The organism is Endozoicomonas sp. SESOKO2, from assembly GCF_024606245.1.
Taxonomy (GTDB): domain Bacteria; phylum Pseudomonadota; class Gammaproteobacteria; order Pseudomonadales; family Endozoicomonadaceae; genus Endozoicomonas_A.
The window spans coordinates 1-1,490 of the sequence record NZ_JAHHPQ010000116.1; the positions used below are offsets into that span (position 1 = coordinate 1).

Annotated in this window: 1 protein-coding gene; it reads left to right on the forward strand. The window is 41.2% G+C overall.

Annotated features, from left to right (window positions below; translation table 11 throughout):
* A partial coding sequence (locus tag KDK17_RS03120; RefSeq protein ID WP_257287323.1) for a hypothetical protein occupies nt 1-1,321 on the forward strand: 1,321 nt, incomplete at its 5' end.
* Nucleotides 1,322-1,490 lie beyond the last annotated feature (169 nt).

Here is a 1,490-nt window from a genome sequence, read left to right on the forward strand (position 1 = left end):
AAAGAAAATCAGCCGCAATGAATTTGCAACCCTGGTTACCCTGCAGGGCGTTTACTTGGAAGGTGTCCAGGATATAAATTCATTTAGAATTGTGCATCACAAACTGTTTGATGATAATGGAGAAGTTAATAAATACGCCTGGGACTTCATAGCGTGTTCACTGACAAGGTCAGAGATGTTTTTTAACGGTTGTTCTTTCGATGTCAATGCCATCATCAAGAAAATGGAGCGTTTGCTTAAAAATGCACCTCAGGTTGAGGCCGGTTTCTGGATCTGTAACTACCCAGCTTCTTTAGACAAAAACGAAGGGCAGCTCACGATGAGAAAAGCCCTGTTAAGCAATGACTTCTTTGTTTTATTTTCTGCCTTCGGCGGCGTAATATGCCCGTCCATGACGTTGCGACAGGCCTTCATTGATAGTTTTTGCCTGAAAGAAGCCCATAAAATCAATCCAGTGATCGGGATCAGTACACCTGAAGATATTAGAGCCGGTAGCCTGAAAGGCCACAGAGACATGGAGATTCCTTTTCCCGGCCATCCTTTGCCAAAAACGGCTGACCACTTATCTGTTCGATTGATTCTCGAGTTTATAGCGCATGATTTTTATCATGCATTACGAGCCAGCATGTTAAGAAATACTGATATCCATTTAATCGTTGCCGTTGCTGATGTTGTGAGAAAGATTAAAATGGCCTTCCAAAATGAGTACATTAAGGAAAAACAGGATTTTCAGCAGAAGAAAGCGTGCTTTGAAAGCTCTATTTCCACATATCCGCAGGAACAACAAGACAAAAAGATAGAAGACTGGCAGAAGTATGAGACGTCGGTCAATAATAGGCTCGATTATCTGCGAGATACCAGAATAGCCTTGGGCCAATTTGCATTTAACCTTGATGATCTTGAAACCCATAGGCGAAAGTGGAGGATACATCTGCATGATTATGATAGAGAGCTATTCAAACATCACTTGTCAAATATTCTGGTGCAATTGAACAGGTCTGCGGGAAAAACCTGGCGTAAGTTGCTGAGTGAAAACGATGCAGGCATTGTCGGCCAATGTATTATTCCGATGATTATCGGTAGATTGTCTCATCCTCAGGATTTTTATAGTGATTTCTGCTGGGAAATTGATAGGGAAGCCAATTTATATCCCAATGAAGATCTCTCAGAAACGCAGAAAAAGGAATACGTAGCCAGAGGTAAAAAGTTGATTGAACCGCTGAATCCATCGGTTAAACTGGATCAATCACAATGGCCGACTTTCCTCAAGGAAGCCATGAAAGGTGATAAAAAGATGACACATTCGAAACTCCGGGCTTGATTAATGAATAAATGAAGTCATGCAACTCTCTGATCTTTTTAGATTGAACGTACAATGAATTAAAACGTCTTCTCAATAGTGGTTATCCTGGTGCGTATCCGGTGGCTTATGGCCCGGAACTTAATACTGTCTATCGGGTCAAACATTTTAATACCAAATGATAAAACCA